Raw genomic sequence first — 16,655 nt, 5'->3', positions numbered from 1 at the left:
CCTAGACTGGATTCCCGTGAGTGACCAGCCTCTAGCCCAAGCGACCACAGACCTTCTCGCCGCCGCCGTCGACGCCCTCGGCGGGGCGGAGCGCCCTGGACAGGTCGCCATGGCCAAGGCCGTGACCCGGGCGCTTGAAGCGGAGCGCCACCTCGCCGTGCAGGCCGGCACGGGCACTGGAAAGTCACTGGCCTATCTCGTCCCGGCGATCCGCCACGCCCACGCGACCGGTGGCACCGTTGTAGTATCCACGGCGACGATTGCGCTGCAGCGCCAGTTGGTCGAGCGCGACTTGCCGCGGCTTGCCGACGCCCTCGAGCCGCTGCTGGAGCGCCGCCCCACCTTCGCGATCCAAAAGGGCCGCAACAACTACGTGTGCCGGCACAAGCTGTCGCTGCCGGGCGACGTCCCGGACGCGCTGATCGAGGAAGACGACATCTCGTGGCTGGGCCGCCACGTCAAACGGGTAAACGAGTGGGCCCAGGAGACGGAAACGGGTGACCGCGACGATCTCCAACCCGACGTACCCGACCTTGCGTGGCGGCAGGTCTCCGTCACCTCCTCCGAGTGTTTGGGCGCGGCGCGCTGCCCGCACGGCGAGGACTGCTTCGCCGAACTGGCCCGCGAGCGCACCCGCAACGTCGACCTCGTGGTCACCAACCACGCGCTGCTCGCCATCGACGCGCTGTCTGATACCGATGTACTGCCGGAACACGACGTGGTCATCATCGACGAGGCCCATGAACTCGACGGGCGTATTACCTCTGTGGCCACCAACGAGATTTCAGCTAAGGCGTTGACTATGGCGTCGAGACGCGCGGACAAGCTGGGGGCGAAGAAGGGTGAGCTGGAGACGGTGGTCGATGATTTCGCCGCCGCGATGAACGCGGAAGCACCCGGCCGTTGGGAAAACATCTCGGAGGCGGCACGCGGCGGGTTCGTCGCGGTGCGCGACGCCCTGTGGCGCACCCGCGAGTCCATTGCGAAAGGCCCCGAGGGCGAGGCGGAGAACCAACCGGAGAGTTTCGCCGAGCGCGAAAACCTGAAAAACCACCTCGGCGACCTGCACGACGCCATAGTGCGCATCCTCGGCGTGTTCGACGAGGATGACCCGGCGAAGCACACCGACGTGGTGTGGTTGACCCGCTCGGAGCGCTTCGGTGATTCCGTGTCCGTCGCCCCGTTGTCGGTGGCGTCCCTGTTGCGCGAGCGGCTCTTCGGTGAACACACCGTGGTGCTCACCTCGGCGACGTTGACCATTGGCGGCAACTTCAACGCGGTCGCCGCCGCGTGGGGCCTGCCCGACGGGACGTGGGATGGGATGGATGCCGGCACGCCTTTCAACCCGCGTTTATCCGGAATTCTCTACACGGCAGCGCACCTTCCGGCGCCCGGGCGTGACGGTCTCGCCGCAGAGACGCTTGATGAAATGGCCGAGCTGATCACCGCGGCCGGTGGCCGCACACTGGGATTGTTCTCCTCGCGCCGGGCCGCCGAGCAGGCCGCCGACTCGATGCGCGCGCGGTTGCCCTTCGACATTTTGCTCCAGGGCGAAACTTCGACTGGTGCGCTGGTCAGCGCGTTTTCCGCCAGCGAGAACTCGTGTCTTTTCGGCACGCTGTCGTTGTGGCAGGGCGTGGACGTGCCCGGCTCGTCGCTCTCCCTCGTCATCATCGACCGCATTCCCTTTCCCCGCCCCGATGATCCGCTGCTGCAGGCGCGCGCGAAGGCCGCCGATGCCGCGGGCCGCTCCGGGTTTATGGAGGTCTCGGCCACGCACGCCGCGCTGCTCATGGCCCAGGGCGCGGGGCGGCTGCTGCGCTCTGTGGATGACAGGGGTGTCGTCGCGGTGCTGGATAACCGGCTGACCACGAAGCGCTACGGGTCGTTTCTGCGCAAGAGTTTACCGGCGTTTTGGGAGACCACCGACCCCGAAACGGTTCGCGCCGCTTTACGACGCCTCGTCGCGGCGCCATCGCGAAACCGCCCGGCCTAGTCGAGTGCGACGCGCCCGACGATCCCCGCGGCTTCGTTGGCGTAGTCGATCTCCTCGCGCGGAATGCCGAGGATGTAGAGCACCTCATCCAGGAACGGGTGGTTCACGCTGGCGTCCGCAACCTCCCGCAGAGCGGGCTTGGCGTTGAACGCGATGCCCAAGCCCGCCACGCCGAGCATGTCGATATCGTTGGCGCCGTCGCCGACGGCCACCGTTTGCGACATCTGCAGCCCCGAGTCCTTCGCGAACCCGGCGAGAAGCCGTGCTTTGGCCTGCCTGTCGACGATGTCACCGATCACGCGGCCGGTCAACTTCCCGTCGACGATCTCGAGCGTGTTGGCCCGCACGTAATCCAGATCGAGCTCCTCGGCGAGGCCTTCGAGGACCTGGATGAAACCGCCGGAGACCACAGCCGTGCGGTATCCCATGGAGTTGAGCGTGCGAATCGTCGTGCGCGCCCCCGGGGTCAGCTCAATGTCGGCGGCGACCTCGTCGATCACGCGGGCGTCTAGGCCCGCCAAGGTCGCCACCCTTTCGCGCAGGGATTCCTCGAAGTCGAGTTCGCCGCGCATGGCACGCTCCGTCACCTCGGCGACCTCGGCTTCCTTTCCGGCGTGTGCCGCCAGCATTTCGATGACCTCACCGGTGATCAGTGTGGAGTCGCAGTCGAAGCACACCAGGCGCTTCGCCCGCCGGTGCAGTCCGGCGTTCTCCATGGCCAAGTCGACGCCAAGTTCGTTGGATAGCTCCGCGAGAGCCTCGCGCACCTTCCGCCCGCCCCCAGGGCTGTAATCGGGAAGCGTGACGCGGAACTCCAGGCCGGTCACCGGGTAGTTGGAAATGCCGTTGATGCGGTCAATGTTCGCGCCGAAGCCCGCCAGCGTTGCCCCGAGGCGCGAGACCTGCTGGGCCTGCACCGGGTTGCCGAGCATGACGATGACATGGGTTGAACGTGGCCGCGAGACCGCCCGGACTTCCCCACCCGTCTCGATGGTGACTCGTTGGCCGAACTCCCACAGCCCTGCGCGCAGCTCGCGCTCCAGGTCGGTCAGCCTCAGCGGGTCCATCCCGACGAAGGCGGACAGCATCAGCTGGCCGCGGAAATCCACCTGGGAGACGTCGAGGAGCTGCACGCCATGGTCGGCTAGCACCGTGAAGAACGCGGCGGATACACCGGGACGGTCCGGGCCGGAGGTGGTGATGACGGCGTGTTTGAGCCCCTGCTGGAGCTCAACCTCGAAAGCGGGCATGCGTGTAGTCCTTGTGAAGGTATCGACCAATCGTTGACACCGCTTATGCTACCCCGCCGTAGTGGTGGGCGGACGCGAAAGACCCCCGCCGAGGTGCGGGGGTCTTTGCTGAGGTGTCAGTCGGGGAGGCGGGCGCCACTACTTCTTCAGTGCGCCGACTGCTTCTTCAGCCTCACCCTTGTTTCCAGCCTGGTCGAACTCGTGGTTAGCACCCTTGTAGGTAGCGGGGGTGTCATCGCTGTGGCCGGTGTGGGCCTCGCGGCGCAGGCGGCCAACCATGTGCGGGTAGTGCAGCTCGAAAGCGGGGCGCTCGGAGCGGATGCGCGGCAGCGCGGTGAAGTTGTGGCGCGGCGGCGGGCAGGAGGTCGCCCACTCAAGCGAGTTTCCGTAACCCCACGGATCGTCGACGGTGACGACCTCACCGTAGCGCCAGGACTTGAACACGTTCCAGATGAACGGCAGCATGCCGATTCCCAGGATGAACGCACCGACCGTGGACACCTGGTTGAGCAGGGTGAAGCCGTCGGTGTCCAGGTAGTCGGCGTAGCGGCGCGGCATGCCCATGTTGCCTAGCCAGTGCTGAACCAGGAAGGTCATGTTGAAGCCGACGACGGTGAACCAGAAGTGGATCTTGCCCAGGCGTTCGTCGAGCATGCGCCCAGTCATCTTCGGGAACCAGTAGTACACACCCGCTGTGGAGGCGAACACAACCGTGCCGAACAGGGTGTAGTGGAAGTGCGCAACCACGAAGTAGGAGTCGTGCAGGTGGAAGTCCAGCGGCGGGGCGGCGAGCATGACGCCGGTCAGACCACCGAAAAGGAAGGTAAACAGGAAGCCCGTTGCCCACAGCATCGGGGTTTCAAAGGTGATGTGGCCGTTCCACATGGTGCCCAGCCAGTTGAAGAACTTCACGCCCGTGGGCACGGAGATGAGGAACGTCATGAAGGAGAAGAACGGCAGCAAGATCGCACCGGTGGCGAACATGTGGTGCGCCCACACGGCCATGGACAGGCCGCCGATCGCCAGGGTCGCGAACACCAGGCCGATGTAGCCGAAGATCGGCTTCCGGGAGAAGACCGGAATGATCTCGGAGATGACGCCGAAGAACGGAAGTGCGAGGACGTACACCTCGGGGTGGCCGAAGAACCAGAAGAGGTGCTGCCACAGGATGGCGCCGCCGTTGGCAGTGTCGTAGATGTGGCCGCCGAGGAGGCGGTCGTACAGCACGCCCATTGCGGCGGCGAGCAGCAGCGGGAAGACCATCAGGGCGATGATCGAGGTCACGAAGATGGTCCAGGTGAACACCGGCATGCGGAACATGGTCATGCCCGGCGCGCGCAGGGTCAGCACGGTGGTGAGCATGTTCACAGCCGAGGCGACGGTGCCGATACCGGTGGCGCCGACGCCGATGATCCACAGGTTCGCGGACACGGACGGCGTGTGGGTGGCGTCGGCAAGCGGCATGTACATGGTCCAGCCGAAGTCGGCCGCGCCGCCTGGGGTGAGGAAGCCGGCGAGCATGGCCAGAACGCCGACCTGGGTGATCCAGAAACCGAACGCGTTCAGGCGGGGGAAGGACACGTCCGGGGCGCCGATCTGCAGCGGCAGAACATAGTTGGCGAAGCCCCACACGATGGGTGTGCCGAAGGCCAGCAGCATCACCGTGCCGTGGAGGGTGAACAGCTGGTTGAACTGCTCGTTGGATAAAAACTGCAGGCCCGGGCTGAAGAGCTCAGCACGGATCAGCAGCGCCATCAGGCCACCGACAAAGAACCACACGAACGACATGATGATGTAGAGAATGCCGAGTTCTTTGTGGTCGGTGGTGGTCAGCAACTTGTAGAACTTCGAGCCCTTGCGGGCGTTGCCCGTGGGTTCAGGCCGAGCGGGCGGGACGTAGGTGTCCACCCTTGGCGCCACTGCGGTCATGCGATCCTCCTGACTGACGGCACCCGCGCACTGTCTCCGCCCGCGTTCTCCGGGCCGGCAGTTGGCGCTGATGCCACAACTGATACCCGGTAATCATAAGCCACTGGTGCATCGTTTTGCCAGCCCTCACAGCTTCAGCGAAGTCGGATGCCCCCATATGGGCTGGCTTTTCGACGCCCACGTGACCACTTCCGCCCTTGCCCCTGCTCCCGGCGGGGTTTTCTGCCTACCCCATCCGAGGTAGTCCGCGCGCAGACGACGGGCAGACGAAAGGGGCCAGCGTCACCGCGTGGCCCCTTCAGCGAAGTAGTCAGGATCAGAAATCCCAGTCGTCGTCCTGGGTGTCTTCGGCCTTGCCGATGACGTAGGAGGAACCGGAGCCGGAGAAGAAGTCGTGGTTCTCGTCGGCGTTGGGCGAAAGCGATGCCAGGATCGCCGGGGAAACCTTCGTCTCGTCCTGCGGGAAAAGTCCCTCGTAACCGAGGTTGTTTAGCGCCTTGTTGGCGTTGTAGCGCAGGAACCGCTTCACGTCCTCGGTCCAGCCCAGCGGGTCGTAGATGTCCTCGGTGTACTGGGTTTCGTTTTCGTAGAGGTCGTAGAGCAGGTTAAAGGTGTAATCCTTCAACTCATCGCGCTCTGCCTGACTGAGGTCGGCCTGTCCGCGCTGGTACTTGTAGCCGATGTAGTATCCGTGGACGGCCTCGTCGCGGATGATGAGGCGGATCACGTCAGCGGTGTTGGTCAGCTTGGAGTGAGACGACCAGTACATCGGCAGGTAGAAGCCGGAGTAGAACAGAAATGACTCGAGCAGCGTCGAGGCGACCTTCTTCTTGTGGGGGTTGTCGCCCTCGTAGTAGCTCAAAATGATCTTCGCCTTGCGCTGCAGGCTCTCGTTTTCCTCGGACCAGCGAAACGCGTCGTTGATCGCCGGGGTGTCCGCGAGCGTCATGAAGATGTTGGAGTAACTCTTCGCATGAACGGACTCCATGAAGGCGATGTTGGTGTAGACGGCCTCCTCGTGCATGGTCTTGGCGTCCGGCAGCAACGACACGGCGCCGACGGTGCCCTGAATCGTGTCCAGGAGGGTCAGGCCTGTGAACACGCGCATGGTCGCGGTCTTCTCGTAATCGTTCAGGGTGCGCCACGACGGTATGTCGTTGGACACGGGCACCTTCTCGGGCAGCCAGAAGTTGCCCGTGAGGCGGTCCCAGACTTCAAGGTCCTTGTCGTCCGGAATCGTGTTCCAGTTGATCGCCTTCACAGGTTTGTCGTGGGCGTGCAGGTAGCGCTCGTACTCTTCAGTCACGCACCCCATACTAGCCACGCAGCGTTGGTCCGGGAGCGCCGCACCTCGGACTAGCTCGGTCGCGGCGGCGGGGTCGGGTGCTAACACCGTGGCACCGACGGGGGATAAAGATACAAGATATGTAAGTAGCTACGGTTGACCTGTCCACTTCCCCTAGGTTGGAATCTATGAATCTCGCGCCCGAAACCCCCACCACCCCCGCCGAACCGCTTCTGAACAACATCCTTGACACCCTCGGGACCGAAATCGTCTCCGGCGTCATCCCCGCAGGCAACACGTTTACGCTGAACGATCTGTCCACGCGTTTTAAGATTTCGCGCACAGTCGCGCGCGAGGTGATGCGGGCGCTTGAACAGCTCGGGCTTGTTCTGTCCTCGCGCCGCGTCGGCATTAAGGTGCTGCCCGCCAGCCAGTGGGATGTCTTTGATCAGGCCATCATCGGATGGCGCTGGAAGGCGGACGCGCAGCGCCAGCTGAAGGAACTGAGCGAACTGCGTTTTTCGGTCGAGCCCGTTGCCGCGGTCATCGCGTCGCGCCACGCCGAGAAGGCTGAGGCCGCCGAGCTCATCGAATTGGCGGAGTCCATGGTCGAGCTCGCCAAGGAGGGCAACAGCGAGGAGTTCCTCGCCGCGGACTTAAAGTTCCACACCCTAATTCTCAAGGCCTCGCGCAACGACATGTTCCTCGCCCTGGCCCCGTCTATCCTCCACGCACTGGAGGGCCGCACCCTCTACGGCGCGAAGGAGTCTATCCCCGGGCCGGACGCCGTCGACGCACACTTGGCGCTCGCCGAGGCCATCGCCGCCGGTGACGCAGACGGTGCCGAGCGCGCCGCGAAGGTGGTCATGGCGGACATCACCCCCTGCCACAGCTGCTAGAAAAGGCGGCGGTTGCAGGGGGCGTCGACAAGCACGCGCTTAAAGCATGCAGGAGACGCAGCCCTCAACCTCGGTGCCCTCGAGCGCCATCTGGCGCAGGCGGATGTAGTAGAGCGACTTAATGCCCTTGCGCCAGGCGTAAATCTGGGCGCGGTTGATGTCGCGGGTGGTGATGGTGTCCTTGAAGAACAGCGTCAGCGACAGGCCCTGGTCAACGTACTTCGTGGCCACGGCGTAGGTGTCGATGATCTTCTCGTAGCCGATCTCGTAGGCGTCCTTGAAGTAGGACAGATTCTCGTTGTCCATGTGCGGCGCCGGGTAGTAGACGCGACCGATCTTGCCTTCCTTGCGGATCTCGATCTTCGAGGCGATCGGGTGGATCGACGAGGTGGAGTTGTTGATGTACGAGATCGACCCGGTCGGCGGCACCGCCTGCAGGTAGCGGTTGTAGATGCCGTCGCGCGCGACGTCAGCTTTTAGCTGCGCCCACTGCTGCGCGGTGGGCACCGCGACGCTGGAGCGGGCGAAGAGCTCCTTGACCTTGTCCGTCTTCGGCTGGAAATCGGCCGGGTCGTAGCGGTCGAAGAACTCGCCGGTGGCGTACTCGGACTTGTCGAAGTCGGCGAAACGCTCCCCCTTTTCCACGGCGATGGCGTGGGAAGCCTTGATCGCCTCGTACATCACGGCGGCGAAGTAGGCGTTGGTGAAGTCGAGGCCCTCCTCGGAGCCGTACTCAATGTGCTCGCGGCCGAGGTAGCCGTGGAGGTTCATCTGGCCCAGGCCAATGGCGTGCGAGGCGTTGTTGCCGTCGCGCACGGGCGGGACGGACTCGATCGAGGTCTTGTCCGCCACGGCGGTCAACCCGCGGATAGCGGTTTCGACCGTGCGGGAGAAGTTGTCGGAATCCATCGTCTTGGCGATGTTGAGCGAACCGAGGTTGCATGAGATGTCGTGGCCGACCTCGGCGTAGCTCAAGTCCTCGTTCAGCACGGACGGCGAGTTCACCTGCAGGATCTCGGAGCAGAGGTTGGACATGTTGATGCGGCCCGTCTTCACCGGGTTCGCCCGGTTAGCGGTGTCCTCGAACATGATGTACGGGTAGCCGGACTCGAACTGGATCTCCGCGATCGTCTGGAAGAAGTGCCGCGCGTTGATCTTGGTCTTGCGGATCCGCGGGTCCTCGACCATCTCCTCGTACTTTTCCGTGACCGAGATGTCGGCGAAGGGCAGCCCGTAGACGCGCTCGACGTCGTAGGGGGAGAACAGGTACATGTCGTCGTTGCGCTTGGCCAGCTCGAAGGTGACATCCGGGATGACGACACCGAGCGAGAGGGTCTTGATGCGGATCTTCTCATCCGCGTTTTCGCGCTTCGTGTCCAAAAAACGCAAGATGTCGGGGTGGTGCGCATTGAGGTACACCGCGCCGGCGCCCTGGCGCGCGCCGAGCTGGTTGGCGTAGGAGAAGGAGTCCTCGAGCAGCTTCATCACCGGGATGACGCCGGAAGACTGGTTTTCAATGTGCTTGATCGGCGCCCCGGCCTCGCGGATGTTGGACAGGAGCAGGGCCACGCCGCCGCCGCGCTTAGACAGCTGCAGCGAGGAGTTAATCGCGCGGCCGATGGATTCCATGTTGTCCTCGATGCGCAGGAGGAAGCAGGAGACGAGCTCACCGCGCTGCGCCTTGCCGGCGTTGAGGAAGGTCGGGGTGGCGGGCTGGAAGCGGCCGGTCATGATTTCGTCGACAAGCGCGGAGGCGGTCTCCTCGTTGCCGCTGGCGAGGAACAGGGCGGTCATGGAGACGCGGTCCTCGAAGCGCTCGAGGTAGCGGCGCCCGTCGAAGGTTTTCAGCGTGTAGGAGGTGTAGTACTTGTAGGCGCCCAGGAAGGACTGGAAGCGGAACTTGTAGGAGTAGGCGCGCTTGAAGGTGTCCTTGACGAACTGCCAGTCGTAGGCGTCGATAACCTCCGGCTCGTAGTAGTTGTTCTTCACCAGGTAGTCGATCTTCTCCTCCAGGTCGTGGAAGAAGACGGTGTTCTGGTTGACGTGCTGGATGAAGTACTGGTTCGCGGCCTCGCGGTCCTTCTCGAACTGGATTTCACCGTTCTCGTCGTAGAGGTTGAGCAGCGCGTTGAGCGCGTGGTAGTCGAGCTGTTCAGCCTGGGAAACGGGCTCTGCGACGTTCTTGCCGAGGGTGGGGGTAGACACGATTCAAGGCTCCTATGCTGTCTTCTGGTGGTTGTTGCGGCCGTATTTTTTACGGAGACTTTCAAGGCGCTGCGCGGACTCCTGCCGGATTTCATCGGCACGAGCAGCGAGCTTATCGACGTCCGCCCGATCAAGCGGGTCTAGCCCCAGGGCGTGGGCGTTGTCGACGAGTTGCTCACGGACATAGTCAACGTCGTGTTCATCGCCCATTAATTCAAAGCGGTACAGGTGCGGGACGCGGCACTTGCGGGAGATGACTTCACCCGCAAGGCAGAAGTCCGGCCCGAAATTAGAATTGCCCGCGGCGATCACGCCGCGGATCAGTGAGCGATTGTGTTCGTTGTTGAGGAACTTGATCACTTGTTTCGGCACCGGCCGGGTGTTGTCGCTCGTGAGCGACGCCCCGCCGCCGTAGGTGGGGCAGACGAGGACATACGGCTCGTTGACGATGAGCTCATCCTCGGTGCGGTGCAGCGGGATGCGGGCAGCGGGCAGGCCGACCTTTTCCACAAACCGCTGGGTGTTTCCGGTGGCGGAAGAGAAGTAGACGATGAGCATCGTTTTCCTCTGACCCCCTCTCCGTCTCCTGAGTATGTGGTGCCTGCCGGCTGTTTAGGCGGCCTGGGCCAGACGCTGGATGCGCTCCGGGCGGAAACCGGACCAGTGCTCCCCGCCGACCTCGACGACCGGGGCCTGAAGGTAACCCAGCGCCATGACGTAGTCGCGGGCCTCGTTGTCGACGGTGATGTCAACGAGGGTGTATTCGAGTCCGGCCTTGTCGAGGGCCTTGGTGGTGAAGTTGCACTGGACGCAAGCTGGCTTGGTGTAAACGGTGATGGACATAACCTGTGCGCTCTTCCTCGGTGAGATTGAACTTGTCTTCTGGGCGGTCTAGCTCAGCTCCGAACCCCGTCGGAGTAACACTGATAAACACTATACTTTGTGGCCAATTTAGGCAACCGATACTATATATAGTAGTTACACCGGTGGAATTACCAGGATATAAGCGAATCGCGGCCCACATGTAGGCATGCGCTCATTGCCACGTCTTACACCAATGTGCTTTCCGCTCCCCGAGACACGTGTCCAACCACGAAAAACGCCCTGCCGCCTCCGTGTAAGCAGAGGTGGCAGGGCGTTTTGTGCAGCGAAGTCTTCGCGACTAGCCCTGGCGGGCCTTGAAGCGCGGATCACGCTTGTTGATGACGTAAACCTTGCCGTGGCGACGCACAACCTGGGCGCCCGGCTTGTTCTTCAGCGACCGAAGCGACTTGCGAACCTTCATCGGGCGCTCCTTTCTTCTCTCGGTTATCTCTCACACGACCCCCGAGCGGGAGTCGCAACACGGAGTACGAGATTACCCCACCCAGGGCAGATCACCAAAAGCGCTACGATAGACCTCATGAACGCGCAGAGCCCCAGCTTACAGGAGACGATCATCGAGCAGCTGGGCGTCAAACCCACGATCGACGCCGCCGCGGAGATAGAGGCGCGCGTGGATTTCCTCGCCGACTACCTCCTCGCTTCCGGCGCCAAGGGCTTCGTCCTCGGTATTTCCGGCGGCCAGGATTCCACCCTCGCGGGCCGGCTTGCGCAACTGAGCGTCGAAAAGCTTCGCGCGAGCGGTCACGAGGCCACGTTTTGCGCCGTCCGGCTGCCCCACGGCACCCAGGCGGACGAGGCCGACGCCCGGCGCGCGCTCGAATTCATCCGCCCGGACGAGCGCCTCACCGTCAACATCAAGCCCGCCACCAGCGCGCTTGCCGACGCCGTCGGCGACGCCCTCGGGGGCGCGGAAGTGCGCGACTTCAACAAGGGAAACATCAAGGCCCGCATGCGCATGATCGCCCAATACGCGATTGCTGGTGAGCGCGGCCTGCTCGTCATCGGCACTGACCACGCCGCGGAGAACGTCACAGCGTTCTTTACCAAGCACGGCGACGGTGCCGCAGATCTGTTGCCGCTCGCCGGGCTGAACAAGCGCCAAGGGGCCGCACTGTTGCGCGAGCTCGGCGCGGACGAGGCGATGTGGAAGAAGATCCCCACGGCCGACCTCGAGGACGACCGCCCGGCGCTTCCCGACGAAGAAGCGCTCGGCATCACGTATGCGCACATCGACGACTACCTGGAAGGCAAGAGCATTCCCGACGACGCCCGCGAGCGCCTCGAGCACCTCTGGCGCGTCGGCCAGCACAAGCGCCATATGCCGCCCGCGCCCTTCGACACCTGGTGGCGCTAGGTTTTCGGCGGCGGCCGGGGTGGCTTCACCGTGACATCTCAGGCGGTGAAAAGTCACACTCACGCAGCAACAGTCCGTAAAACCCCAGGTCGGCAGTGGCCGGGGTGGCTCCACCGTGACATCTCAGGCGGTGAAAAGTCACACTCACGCAGCAACAGTCCGTAAAACCCCAGGTCGGCGGCGGCCGGGTTGGCTTCACCGTGACATCTCAGACGGTGAAAAGTCACACTCAGCCAGCAACAAACCACAAAACCCTAGTCCCACCGGTACATCTAGGGGCAAAACCAGCCCGGCGCACGGTGCGCGAACTCCTCCGGGGCGAGAGATCCCGCCCCGCGTGGCACCGCACCCAGCAGCCTCTCCCCCGTCAGTCGCGGAAGGTCTTCGACGTTGCAGCGCTGGGCCAAGTCCGGGGCATCCGGCCACGAACCGATGACCAGCCCCAGGCACTCAAGGCCCTCGGCGCGTAAGTATCGCGTGGCAAGCTCGGTTGCCGACAGGGTTCCGAGCTCGGCGGACGTGACCAGCACGACCGGCGCATCGAGCTCACGCGCGACGTCGATGATCGTCGTATCGGTTCCCAGCCTCGCGAGTACCCCGCCGGCGCCCTCCACAAACACCACGTCGAGATCCTGGCCCGAAGCCCAGTGGCGCACCGCCTGTGCCAGCTCGGCGGCCGTGGACTGGTACTCTCCGGCGCGGCGTGCCGCTGTTTCCGGCGCAAGCGGCTCGCGCAGGCGGCGGTGTTCGAAGGCAGCCGTGATCCCCGCGAGTCGAGCCGCGACGTGGCAGTCCCCGTCCTCACCGGGCTCGAGCCCGGTCTGGATGGGTTTGGCGATTCCCACGCGGGTGCCGTCGGACACTTCGCGCGCGGCCAGCGCCGCGGTGGCAACGGTCTTGCCGATCTCGGTGCCTGTGCCCGAGACCACGATGAACTTCGTCATAGATGTGAATACTCCTCCACAATGTCGCGCAGGATGAGCGCCGCGCGAGAAACCTCCGCATCGCTTAAATCGGCGCGGGCGGTCAGACGCAGCCGCGAGGTGCCCGCCGGCACCGACGGCGGGCGGAAGCATCCCACTTCCAACCCCCGGTCGCGCGCCGCGTCGCGGGCGGCAACCGCGCGCTCCGAGTCGCCGAGAACGACCGACACGACCGCGCTCTCCGGGGCCGCCGCATTTGTTGCTGCGACCAGTTGCGATGCGACGTTCAGTACCCGGGCAGCTCGTTCTGGCTCACGCTGTAGAACACTTAACGCCGCGCGCGCCGCACCGACCATCGGCGGCGCCAGCGCCGTGTCGAAGATGAATGAGCGAGCGGTGTCCACCAGGTGTGCGCGCACGCGCGGCGAGCTGAAGACCACCCCTCCCTGTGCGCCGAGCGCCTTCGACAGTGTCGCACTGACGACGAGGTCCTCCTGCCCCGCGAGACCCAGCTCGTGGACGTATCCCCGCCCACCGGCGCCGCGCACGCCGAAGCCGTGCGCCTCGTCGACGACCAGCACGGCTCCGTGCTCGCGAGCCGCTGCGTGCAGCTCGGCGACGGGCGCAAGCGCCCCATCGGTGGAGTACACACTGTCGGTGAGCACCACGGCGCGCGGCTCGGCGCGGGACTTCAACGCCTCGGCCACCGCGTCAACATCACCGCGCGGCGTGACGACGACTCGGGCGCGCGAGAGCCGGCAGGCGTCGATAAGCGAGGCGTGCGAGCCCGCGTCCGAGACCACCAGCGCACCGCGCCCGCTCAGCGCCGTCACCAGCCCCAAGTTGGCCATGTAACCGGATGAGAAGACCAGCGCCGACGGCTGCCCGCAGAACTGCGCAAGCTCGCGCTCGAGCGCATCATGTTCATCGAGCGTACCGGTGACCAGGCGCGATCCCGTCGCACCAGCCCCGCAGCGCTCAAGCGAGCGCCGCGCTCCGGCGATGACCTCCGGGTGGCGGGAGAGCCCGAGATAATCGTTGGACGCGAGGTCCAGCAGGGACATCTCCGGGCTGCGCGGCCGTAGCACGCGGTGAAGTCCCGCCGCGCTGCGCCGGCGGCTTTCCTCGTCGAGCCAGTCCAAGGCACGAGACGGCGATTCAGCTTCCATGGGAAAACGACATTACTCCGGCGATCGCCGCACGGCAGATAGCGGCAATCTCGTGTTCCGTACAGATGAGAGGTGGCATGGTGTAAATCAGGTTGCGGAAAGGTCGCAGCCACACGCCGTGCTCCGTAATCGCATCCGTTGCCACTTGCATGGGCACGTCGTGCTCGAGCTCGATCACACCGATGGCGCCCAGGACGCGGACATCGCGCACCCCGGGAAGCTCTCTCGCGGGCACGAGGCCCTCTTCGAGCCAGCCGGAGATGCGCGGCACCTGCACGCGCCACTGCCCGTCCTCGACGAGGTCCAGCGAAGCGTTCGCGATCGCACAGGCTAAAGGGTTGCCCATGAACGTCGGCCCGTGCGCCAGCCCACCGGCCTCCCCGCGACTGATCACCTCGGCGACGTCTCGTGTGGTCAGCGTCGCCGCAAGGCTTAGGTACCCGCCGGTGAGCGCCTTGCCCACGCACATGATGTCCGGTGCCACCTGGGCGTGGTCGGCTGCGAAGAGCTCTCCGGTGCGCCCGAACCCGGTCGCGATCTCGTCGAAAATCAGCAGCACGCCCGTCTCATCGCACACTCGCCGCAGCTCGTGAAGGTAGGCGGGGTGGTGAAAGCGCATCCCACCGGCGCCTTGCACCACCGGTTCCACGATCACGGCGGCGAGCTCGTGGGCGTGGGACTGCACCATCTGTCTCAGTTCGGTGGCGTAGGCCGCGTCGAACTCGCGCGGCGGGGCGTCCGCGAACACCTGGGCCGGTAGAACCGCGCGCCACATCGCGTGCATCCCGCCTTCCGGATCGCAGACGCTCATCGGGGTGAGCGTGTCGCCGTGGTAGCCGCCACGCCACGTGGCCAGCTTCGTGCGCCCCGCGTGCCCGCGGGAGCGCTGGTACTGGATCGCCATTTTCGCCGCGACCTCCACGCTCACCGAGCCGGAGTCGGCGAGGAAGACCTTGTCCAGCTCCCCCGGCGCCATCGCGGCGAGGCGTGCGGCGAGCGTGACAGCCGGTTCGTGCGTCAGCCCGCCAAACATCACGTGGCTGAGCACGTCGACCTGGCGGTGTGCTGTGGCGTCCATGTGCGGGTGGCGGTACCCGTGTATCGCCGCCCACCACGAGCTCATCCCGTCGATCAGCTCCCGCCCGCTAGCAAGCTTGAGGCGCACGCCGCTTGCCGACGCCACAGGCAGCGGCGCCGTCGTCGGAGGAAACGCGCCGTAGGGGTGCCACACGTGGCGTGCATCGAGGGCCAGCAGGCTTTGGTCGTCCATCACACACCAGAATGTACAACCCGCAGTGTCTGCTCCGCCGCGCGCACCAGCGCATCCGCGTAGCTCGGCCCGTGGGTCTGGGCGTGCACCGCCAATGGGTGCAGCTGGTGGATGGGGATTCTGCGGCGCCAATCGGCGCCAAGGACACCCTCTTCTAAGTACCCCTCGGCGATCTCCTCGACAAACGGGGCGCCGAACAGCTCCAGCATCGCGATATCGGTCAGCGGGTGCCCGCCGTGGGCCGCGGGGTCGATAAACCGCGGACCATGTGCGGAAAACAGCAGGTTTCCCGACCACAAGTCGCCGTGGATGCGCGCGAGCGGGGCGTTTTCGTCTTCCTCCAGCAGCGCCTCGCATGCGCGCTCGACCGTTTCGAGGCCGGTGTCCCGCAGGTTTCCCGCCGCGTGGGCCCTGTGGGCGAAGGGCAGGACGCGCTGGTGTACGTAGAAGTTGGCCCACCTTTCGGTTGGAGTGCATTCCTGCTCGACGCGCCCGATAAAGTTCGGTCCGCCCCAGCTGGCCGGCGGAGCGCCGAAGGCCTGCGCACCGCAAGCGTGGATCTTGGCCAGTTCGCGGCCCGCCCCCATCGCCGCGGCGGGTGTTGGCCGGACGGTGTCGACGTGCTCTATGGTGAGCGTGTTGGCTGCGGCGTCAACGTCGTAGACTTCCACCACCGCGTCGCTGCCCTCACGCAGCCAACGCAGGCCCGCGGCCTCCGCAGTGGCGGATTGAGGAGCACTCCCGTGCTTTGTAAATTTGCGACTCATGTCGCGCCACCGTAGCTCACCTCCCGCCGTTGCTTCAGGTGAAGACCGGAAGGGAAAGAATGCGTCCAAAACCGACTAAACGGCGCATTCTTGCCCGTCCGCTCTTAGCCTGAAGTAGGTGCATTACCTGACTCCAGCTTAAGCAGGTACTGCTTGATCTCCAAGCCGCCTCGATAACCGCCGAGGGAGCCGTCGCTGCGCAGCACCCGGTGACACGGTACGACGATCGGCAGCGGGTTGGTGGCGCAGCCGCTGCCGACCGCGCGCACGGCCGTGGGGCTTCCCACACGCTGCGCGAGCTGGCCGTAGGTCTGAGTCTCGCCGTAGGCGATACCTGTCAATGCACGCTGTACCTGGGCTCGAAACCCCGTGCTCAGGCGCCAGTCGAGCGGTAGGTTGAATTCCCTGCGCTGGCCTGCAAAATACTCGGCGAGCTGCTTTTCTGCCTGTCCGAGCGGACCTGGCTCAAGCTGCTCGCCGGTGCGGTCCGAGATGTTGCGGCGCACGTCATCGAGGTCCTCGCACTCAAACGCGATGCGCACCACACCTTCGGGGGACCCGACGAGCAACAGCTCACCGATCGGGCTGTCGATGGTGGTCCAGGAAAGTGGCATGCCCCCTAGTGTAGCGGTGCACCCGGGGGCGAAAATGAATTCGGACAGACGAGAAAGCGCCCCGGCACGGTTCTTCAGGCAGGGCGCTAAGGTTAATAGATCAGTGCGA

Annotated in this window: 15 protein-coding genes; 3 read left to right on the top strand and 12 right to left on the bottom strand. The window is 64.8% G+C overall.

Features of this window, described 5'->3' with window-relative positions:
* Positions 1-16: 16 nt before the first annotated feature.
* On the top strand, positions 17-1,996 hold the full coding sequence (locus tag HMPREF0298_RS03335) for an ATP-dependent DNA helicase (RefSeq protein ID WP_006839687.1): 1,980 nt from the start codon (positions 17-19) through the stop codon (positions 1,994-1,996).
* Here the strand turns inward: HMPREF0298_RS03335 and serB are convergent.
* The 3 genes from serB to nrdF form a co-directional block, all read right to left on the bottom strand.
* Positions 1,993-3,246: a phosphoserine phosphatase SerB gene (serB, locus tag HMPREF0298_RS03330; RefSeq protein ID WP_006839686.1), complete on the bottom strand. Its 1,254-nt coding sequence runs from the start codon at positions 3,244-3,246 to the stop codon at positions 1,993-1,995. The genes HMPREF0298_RS03335 and serB overlap by 4 nt on opposite strands.
* 138 nt (positions 3,247-3,384) lie before the next feature.
* Positions 3,385-5,175, bottom strand: a complete 1,791-nt coding sequence (gene ctaD, locus HMPREF0298_RS03325; protein ID WP_006839685.1) for an aa3-type cytochrome oxidase subunit I — start codon at positions 5,173-5,175, stop codon at positions 3,385-3,387.
* Positions 5,176-5,491: 316 nt separating this feature from the next.
* On the bottom strand, positions 5,492-6,490 hold the full coding sequence (nrdF, locus tag HMPREF0298_RS03320; protein ID WP_006839684.1) for a class 1b ribonucleoside-diphosphate reductase subunit beta: 999 nt from the start codon (positions 6,488-6,490) through the stop codon (positions 5,492-5,494).
* A 158-nt stretch (positions 6,491-6,648) separates the two neighbouring features.
* On the opposite strand from nrdF, the gene HMPREF0298_RS03315 reads away from it, so the two are divergent.
* On the top strand, positions 6,649-7,359 hold the full coding sequence (locus tag HMPREF0298_RS03315; RefSeq protein ID WP_006839683.1) for a FadR/GntR family transcriptional regulator: 711 nt from the start codon (positions 6,649-6,651) through the stop codon (positions 7,357-7,359).
* Positions 7,360-7,398: 39 nt separating this feature from the next.
* Here the strand turns inward: HMPREF0298_RS03315 and nrdE are convergent, their stop codons facing one another.
* The 4 genes from nrdE to ykgO form a co-directional block, all read right to left on the bottom strand.
* Positions 7,399-9,564: a class 1b ribonucleoside-diphosphate reductase subunit alpha gene (gene nrdE, locus HMPREF0298_RS03310; RefSeq protein WP_006839682.1), complete on the bottom strand. Its 2,166-nt coding sequence runs from the start codon at positions 9,562-9,564 to the stop codon at positions 7,399-7,401.
* A 12-nt stretch (positions 9,565-9,576) separates the two neighbouring features.
* Positions 9,577-10,122 carry a class Ib ribonucleoside-diphosphate reductase assembly flavoprotein NrdI gene (gene nrdI / locus HMPREF0298_RS03305; protein ID WP_006839681.1) on the bottom strand — a complete coding sequence of 182 codons (546 nt, stop codon included), beginning with the start codon at positions 10,120-10,122 and terminating at the stop codon, positions 9,577-9,579.
* A gap of 54 nt (positions 10,123-10,176) precedes the next feature.
* Positions 10,177-10,407: a glutaredoxin-like protein NrdH gene (nrdH, locus tag HMPREF0298_RS03300; RefSeq protein WP_006839680.1), complete on the bottom strand. Its 231-nt coding sequence runs from the start codon at positions 10,405-10,407 to the stop codon at positions 10,177-10,179.
* A gap of 319 nt (positions 10,408-10,726) precedes the next feature.
* Positions 10,727-10,849, bottom strand: a complete 123-nt coding sequence (gene ykgO, locus HMPREF0298_RS03295) for a type B 50S ribosomal protein L36 (protein WP_006839679.1) — start codon at positions 10,847-10,849, stop codon at positions 10,727-10,729.
* A gap of 117 nt (positions 10,850-10,966) precedes the next feature.
* Here ykgO and nadE point away from each other — a divergent pair, with 117 nt between their 5' ends.
* Positions 10,967-11,803 carry an ammonia-dependent NAD(+) synthetase gene (gene nadE, locus HMPREF0298_RS03290; RefSeq protein ID WP_006839678.1) on the top strand — a complete coding sequence of 279 codons (837 nt, stop codon included), beginning with the start codon at positions 10,967-10,969 and terminating at the stop codon, positions 11,801-11,803.
* 272 nt (positions 11,804-12,075) lie between these two features.
* On the opposite strand, the gene bioD is transcribed toward nadE, so the two are convergent.
* The 5 genes from bioD to HMPREF0298_RS03265 form a co-directional block, all read right to left on the bottom strand.
* A complete protein-coding gene (gene bioD / locus HMPREF0298_RS03285) occupies positions 12,076-12,747 on the bottom strand; it encodes a dethiobiotin synthase (protein WP_006839677.1) in 672 nt (223 codons plus the stop codon).
* Entirely contained in the window at positions 12,744-13,895 is a 1,152-nt protein-coding gene (locus HMPREF0298_RS03280; protein ID WP_006839676.1) for an 8-amino-7-oxononanoate synthase, read from the bottom strand. Before HMPREF0298_RS03280 ends, bioD begins: the two co-directional genes overlap by 4 nt.
* Complete coding sequence (locus HMPREF0298_RS03275) at positions 13,885-15,165, bottom strand: adenosylmethionine--8-amino-7-oxononanoate transaminase (RefSeq protein ID WP_006839675.1); 1,281 nt, start codon at positions 15,163-15,165, stop codon at positions 13,885-13,887. Before HMPREF0298_RS03275 ends, HMPREF0298_RS03280 begins: the two co-directional genes overlap by 11 nt.
* Complete coding sequence (locus tag HMPREF0298_RS03270; protein WP_006839674.1) at positions 15,165-15,932, bottom strand: fructosamine kinase family protein; 768 nt, start codon at positions 15,930-15,932, stop codon at positions 15,165-15,167. The genes HMPREF0298_RS03275 and HMPREF0298_RS03270 overlap by 1 nt, the downstream gene beginning before the upstream one ends.
* A gap of 104 nt (positions 15,933-16,036) precedes the next feature.
* On the bottom strand, positions 16,037-16,594 hold the full coding sequence (locus HMPREF0298_RS03265) for a methylated-DNA--[protein]-cysteine S-methyltransferase (protein ID WP_425358137.1): 558 nt from the start codon (positions 16,592-16,594) through the stop codon (positions 16,037-16,039).
* Positions 16,595-16,655: the final 61 nt, after the last annotated feature.

Source organism: Corynebacterium lipophiloflavum DSM 44291 (genome assembly GCF_000159635.1).
GTDB classification, from domain to species: domain Bacteria; phylum Actinomycetota; class Actinomycetes; order Mycobacteriales; family Mycobacteriaceae; genus Corynebacterium; species Corynebacterium lipophiloflavum.
Note: the sequence above shows the minus strand (reverse complement) of the source record. Positions and strands in the feature narration are given on the sequence as shown.

Bases quoted from the DNA above. Each gene is read 5' to 3' on its own strand.
- serB (WP_006839686.1), bottom strand. From the start codon at position 3,246: ATGCCCGCTTTCGAGGTTGAGCTCCAGCAGGGGCTCAAACACGCCGTC.
- ctaD (WP_006839685.1), bottom strand. From the start codon at position 5,175: ATGACCGCAGTGGCGCCAAGGGTGGACACCTACGTCCCGCCCGCTCGG.
- nrdF (WP_006839684.1), bottom strand. From the start codon at position 6,490: ATGGGGTGCGTGACTGAAGAGTACGAGCGCTACCTGCACGCCCACGAC.
- HMPREF0298_RS03315 (WP_006839683.1), top strand. From the start codon at position 6,649: ATGAATCTCGCGCCCGAAACCCCCACCACCCCCGCCGAACCGCTTCTG.
- nrdI (WP_006839681.1), bottom strand. From the start codon at position 10,122: ATGCTCATCGTCTACTTCTCTTCCGCCACCGGAAACACCCAGCGGTTT.
- nrdH (WP_006839680.1), bottom strand. From the start codon at position 10,407: ATGTCCATCACCGTTTACACCAAGCCAGCTTGCGTCCAGTGCAACTTC.
- ykgO (WP_006839679.1), bottom strand. From the start codon at position 10,849: ATGAAGGTTCGCAAGTCGCTTCGGTCGCTGAAGAACAAGCCGGGCGCC.
- nadE (WP_006839678.1), top strand. From the start codon at position 10,967: ATGAACGCGCAGAGCCCCAGCTTACAGGAGACGATCATCGAGCAGCTG.
- bioD (WP_006839677.1), bottom strand. From the start codon at position 12,747: ATGACGAAGTTCATCGTGGTCTCGGGCACAGGCACCGAGATCGGCAAG.
- HMPREF0298_RS03280 (WP_006839676.1), bottom strand. From the start codon at position 13,895: ATGGAAGCTGAATCGCCGTCTCGTGCCTTGGACTGGCTCGACGAGGAA.
- HMPREF0298_RS03275 (WP_006839675.1), bottom strand. From the start codon at position 15,165: ATGGACGACCAAAGCCTGCTGGCCCTCGATGCACGCCACGTGTGGCAC.
- HMPREF0298_RS03270 (WP_006839674.1), bottom strand. From the start codon at position 15,932: ATGAGTCGCAAATTTACAAAGCACGGGAGTGCTCCTCAATCCGCCACT.